The following is a 4,511-nucleotide window of genomic DNA, read 5'->3' as shown; positions in this document are numbered from 1 at the left end:
TTCTCCATCATCCTAAGTTTTATTATCATCCCATCTGATGGAGAAACTATAATACGATCAAAAGCATTATTAAGAATATTATCTGTAGCAAATAGGCTTTCTTGCAGTTGTCTATTTTCTTTAGCCATTCTCATGATTTTACCAATCATGGCAGCATCAGAATTAGGCAGTCTCTCTTTTAACATTGCAAGACTTTTTTCTACTGCCTCAGATAACTCCGTATCTGTCAACAATCGAGCCCTTTTCCTAATAGCGTCCTGACCTGTTGCGTATTCCATAACATGTTTTTCTATTACATCAATATCCTTGTTTTGCACATATGCACCCGCCTTTTCATCTCAATAACGCCAATACCAATAACGACCCTCCCAAAATACTGGCAATTACAAGGAAAATAATTATACCAGAGATTACCTTTCCTTGTTTTTCCGCCATATCTGAAAGTTCATCAACATGAGTGAATATATCCATCTGCTCTTCGCATTTATTTTCTCTCATGTATCTTCTCCTCTTCTGTCTCTTTCTTCTATTATATCATCTCATTCCTTCCACAAGCACTCAATGTTTTCCACCTATAACCTGAGAAAACAACCAACCCAATGATGATAAGGCTGCTGCTCCGACTCCCCAAAGCACCTTTCCGATTGTAGATACCTTACCCTCAACAACAGCATGTTTTGTTTCCAGCCCAATTAATGGCTGTAACCTTACATTTGTTTCTGCCTTCCAGATCTGAAATTCCTTAAAGAAGTCAAACATCTTCTCAAAGTTCTTGTCAATGGTAGAGTTGACCGCATCAATACGGTCATGGACTCTTTTTATTGTGCCCTCTTGGATTTCTTCCATCATGCCAGTATCCCCGCCTTTAATGCTTTTTAAGGATAAACCACTGCCAATCCTTCTGCTACCAGCCAATCATTGATATTCACGCCGTTAAACCAAATGACCCCTAACAATCTGCCAAATTTATCAAATTTATCTACATCTTTTATCAAGGTTGTTTCAATCTCAATCTTTGGACTGCTATTAAGTTCTTCCCCGTACAGCAACCCTTCCAGCCTTTTTTTAGCTGTCTTACCTTCTGCTGATTTTATTTCTGGTGCATTTATCCCTTTTAAGTCTTATATGTTTTTTTTTCTTGCGTCAATCCCAAGCACTAATTCAATATCTACAACTAAAGTGTCGCCATCAATTATTCTTTTAATGGTTGCTTTATATCTATACATTTATCTATTCCTTAGAAGCATTCTTGTTTCCTTTTTAGATTTTCAAGGTATTTCCCTGCATCATGTTCTTCTCGAAAAAACTTAAACTGAAAAATATTCTTCATTTTATCCTTCCATGTTTTATTATCGTCAGACAATATCCTTTCCCCTATACTTTGAAAATTTATTGGAAGTCGGGTGACAATATCATCATTATCTTCTATCCTAAATGTTTTTGCCCCTAAATTTTTATTATACCATTCCTTTCCTTCTCTATTTAGACACTTCATCCCACCAATTCCATATATACTGGAGATATTATCTTCATAGAAAGACATTAAACTACAAGCACAAACAGTTGCAAGTCCAAATCCTAAACTATGACCTGTAATATCAATCTTATAGTTAGGGTAGGCAGACAATATCGACAGTAGGTCATCCTCTATTGCCCGATAGCCAGTATACACGCCAGCATGAACACCACCATATTGAGTATGGACAATTTTACAATTTATATCGGTTATCCAATCGGGGATTCCTTTTGTGCCCCTGAAAACTATCTCAATCACCTGTGTTTCTTTATTGTGGATCACAAGCATCTGTGTGTCTTTTTGTTCGATATACTCGTAATCTTTAGGTTGTAATCCTATCTCCGCCAGACTCTTTTTCATCGGAGTATAAACTTGATATATTATCCTGCTTAGGTTTGTAAGTCTTATGGCTTGTGGTATGTTAAACATAATTACCTCACTGCCTCCACCTATTAATGAACAATACATAACAGGTCAGTAACCGCCCCTGTACGATAAATGTTTCCTACTGCCAATCCACCTGTAATTGCCGCTGCATTGTCTGCAAAAACAGGTACTTTTGTAATCCCGTTCAGTCCTATTTTGGTTGCATTTTCTTTCCAAAGGGTTACAGAATATTCGTTACCACTACCGTCTTTACACCATGTGCCACCTACACTATCTGCGTTAGGGGTGAAATTCGCTGTCCAGCGGGCAATCCCTTTGGATACACGAAGTTCATCTATATACCCTGTCATATAGTTCCCTGCGCTGTACCTTCCTGCCTGAAAGTTCCCAGTAGTCGCAAAGAGAGCTAATGTAGATGTCCAAGTATCCCGCTGCGTACCATTCCTGAATGTATAGAAAGTATCCCCTGAACGAGTAACTGCCAAATGCTGCCATTCCCCGACCACCGATGCCCCCATATTTTTTGCTGAAGCAATATCCCACCCTATTCCATTTGATGTCATGTAGACAGTCCCCGCTGCTTCATACCCTAATATAAATGGAGAGTATTGAACATTATCTCTGGTAATAGAAATGCCTCCTGCAGCTGTCCGATATTCCCACCAGTCAACGGTAAAATTACCAGTTCCAAATTCGAAATCTGTGCTAGTAGCAACAGTTAAACAATCCCCAGTACCATCAAAGTGAACACTCTTGCCTCCAAACTTCGATTGTGCCGTGCTTTGTGTAACATCCCCTGTAACAGTGATAGTTTTAGGCGTGCCAGAACTATCTACAAAAGCATTCCCTGTGCCATCTGCATGACACAGAAACGAAGTCTGTGCATCAGAGGAGTATGCCCCTGACGCAGTTGGTTTTGTATATATTTTACTGTATCCTATTTCTGTGGATGGAGTTGTCGCTGATTCTGGCAATCTTAACCCACCATTAACTGTATGTGCACCAGTTGTGATTGTCCCAGAAGTAATATTGATGGTACATGCAGATGTGCCCCCAAATGCACCAGCATTATTAATCTGTACCTGTGTATTCGCCCCACCAGGCACAGTCGCATCAACCCAAGCATTCAGCTTCCCATTAGCGTCTGCAATGGGAATCTTGTTTTGCCCTGCTGATTGGGTGCTTGTTGCATTGGCTGGATTCTGGGCAACCAAAGACGCAGCATCCAAAGATGCTAACCCACTGGCTGCCGCCTTAGACGCCAAAAAGGTATCTATCGTAGCATGATTATTGCTACCAATATCGGTTAATGCCGTATGGCTTTTCGTGGTAATATCGGCAAGGCTGGATGTACCTTTGTCAATTTGTCCCCAATTGTAATCGTTGGTTGCTGCCACAACTGCCCCTGTGCGTGTGAACACAGATGACACTGCCCCACCGCCCGCTGCTGCCTTAAAAATAACATTGCCTGTGTCTGTGTCCTTTGTAAGCACATGTTCTGCTGTAGCAGATGCAACATTTGTCAGGGCATTAATGGCAAGCTGTGCCGTACCCTGTCCTGTACCACCATCTGCCATGGCTACATCATCACCACCAGCATAATACTGTGCATTATTGGTTACATTATTAAGATTCAAGTTTATTTTTACATCAGCAAAGGGAATATCATAAACCACACCTGTCCCCAAATTTGTACGCCCCTTGAGGGTCATAGTAGGCACGGTAGCCATTTTTTCATTGGTTACTGCATTATTCGTTATTGTTTGCGTACCATCGCCTGTAGAGGTTACATCCCCTGTATGGTTTGGAGGGGTATAAGCACTACCACCGCCCTGGAAAAATCCAGCGGAAACATTGCCAACCAGACACAACGATAAAATAATTCCTAAAATGTATTTCTTCTTCATTATTTTGCTCCTTGTGGTTGAATTAATCCTATAAATATTTTGTGAATAGTTTTGAGCTTATCCTTTTCGATAAGCTCTTGACGATATTCAAGTATTCTATAGTGCCCTTTGCATATTGCGAAGAACTTACACATTAAACCAGGGGCATCAAACATAGTATATACATCCCCTTGTAGCGGGATGACACAGAATCCTTGACCAAGTATATCGTACTGTATCTCTACCGTTTTATTATCGATTGAAACATTTCCCATGTGATAGTCTGCCCATGCTACCACATTCTGATACGGCTCTCTGAATATCACAGTAAACTCCTTTGTCCCCATAATATCACCATACTTTACTGTTATGGTGTATGTGCCTCGTTCAAAAAATAATACCTGCCCTGCCTCTGATATATAGCCACCAATCAACACAGGTCTGAGCATAGCCGTATATTGAGCACTAAGCCCACTGCCGCCAGCATTCACCAGCCTGCCAAGCATGTTCCCCATTGTATTCTTTTTTATGGTTGTTTTTACAAGAGATTGGTCTGGAATAATTTCATTATTATATTGGTCGAGAATTTGATAGGAAGCCAATCCATCTGAGAGATATTTATCCCCATAAATAAAAGTATCAGGTGCGTCTACCACTATATGATGAGGAGCGGCAGGAAGGACAGTAACCATTGCAACGGCAGAGACCTCGCCCTGCCTTGC

Annotated in this window: 7 protein-coding genes; all 7 read right to left on the bottom strand. The window is 40.6% G+C overall.

The features are described from left to right. Positions 1–278 (bottom strand): hypothetical protein (locus WC623_RS24745; RefSeq protein ID WP_372856256.1); only part of this gene is annotated, 278 nt, incomplete at its 3' end. Between the two features lie 55 nt (positions 279–333). Beyond that, complete coding sequence (locus tag WC623_RS24740) at positions 334–471, bottom strand: hypothetical protein (RefSeq protein ID WP_372856254.1); 138 nt, start codon at positions 469–471, stop codon at positions 334–336. 87 nt (positions 472–558) lie between these two features. Beyond that, complete coding sequence (locus tag WC623_RS24735) at positions 559–849, bottom strand: hypothetical protein (RefSeq protein ID WP_372856252.1); 291 nt, start codon at positions 847–849, stop codon at positions 559–561. A 26-nt stretch (positions 850–875) separates the two neighbouring features. Then, complete coding sequence (locus tag WC623_RS24730; protein ID WP_372856258.1) at positions 876–1,109, bottom strand: thermonuclease family protein; 234 nt, start codon at positions 1,107–1,109, stop codon at positions 876–878. Positions 1,110–1,237: 128 nt separating this feature from the next. After that, the gene (locus WC623_RS24725) at positions 1,238–1,876 is read right to left on the bottom strand and encodes a lipase family protein (RefSeq protein WP_372856250.1); all 639 of its coding nucleotides are present in this window, start codon (positions 1,874–1,876) and stop codon (positions 1,238–1,240) included. Between the two features lie 92 nt (positions 1,877–1,968). Beyond that, positions 1,969–3,810 (bottom strand): LamG-like jellyroll fold domain-containing protein, encoded by a 1,842-nt coding sequence (locus WC623_RS24720; RefSeq protein WP_372856248.1) that lies wholly within the window; start codon positions 3,808–3,810, stop codon positions 1,969–1,971. Then, positions 3,810–4,511, bottom strand: a 702-nt coding sequence (locus tag WC623_RS24715) for a hypothetical protein (RefSeq protein WP_372856246.1), incomplete at its 5' end; no start/stop codon positions are given. The genes WC623_RS24715 and WC623_RS24720, both read right to left, overlap by 1 nt.

Source organism: Pedobacter sp. (genome assembly GCF_041645105.1).
Lineage (GTDB): Bacteria > Bacteroidota > Bacteroidia > Sphingobacteriales > Sphingobacteriaceae > Pedobacter.
The sequence above is the reverse complement of the archived record's forward strand: the minus strand, read 5'-3'. Positions and strand labels throughout refer to the sequence as shown.

Coding starts and splice junctions, on each gene's coding strand:
- WC623_RS24740 (WP_372856254.1), bottom strand. CDS start 471: ATGGATATATTCACTCATGTTGATGAACTTTCAGATATGGCGGAAAAA.
- WC623_RS24735 (WP_372856252.1), bottom strand. CDS start 849: ATGATGGAAGAAATCCAAGAGGGCACAATAAAAAGAGTCCATGACCGT.
- WC623_RS24725 (WP_372856250.1), bottom strand. CDS start 1,876: ATGAAAAAGAGTCTGGCGGAGATAGGATTACAACCTAAAGATTACGAG.
- WC623_RS24720 (WP_372856248.1), bottom strand. CDS start 3,810: ATGAAGAAGAAATACATTTTAGGAATTATTTTATCGTTGTGTCTGGTT.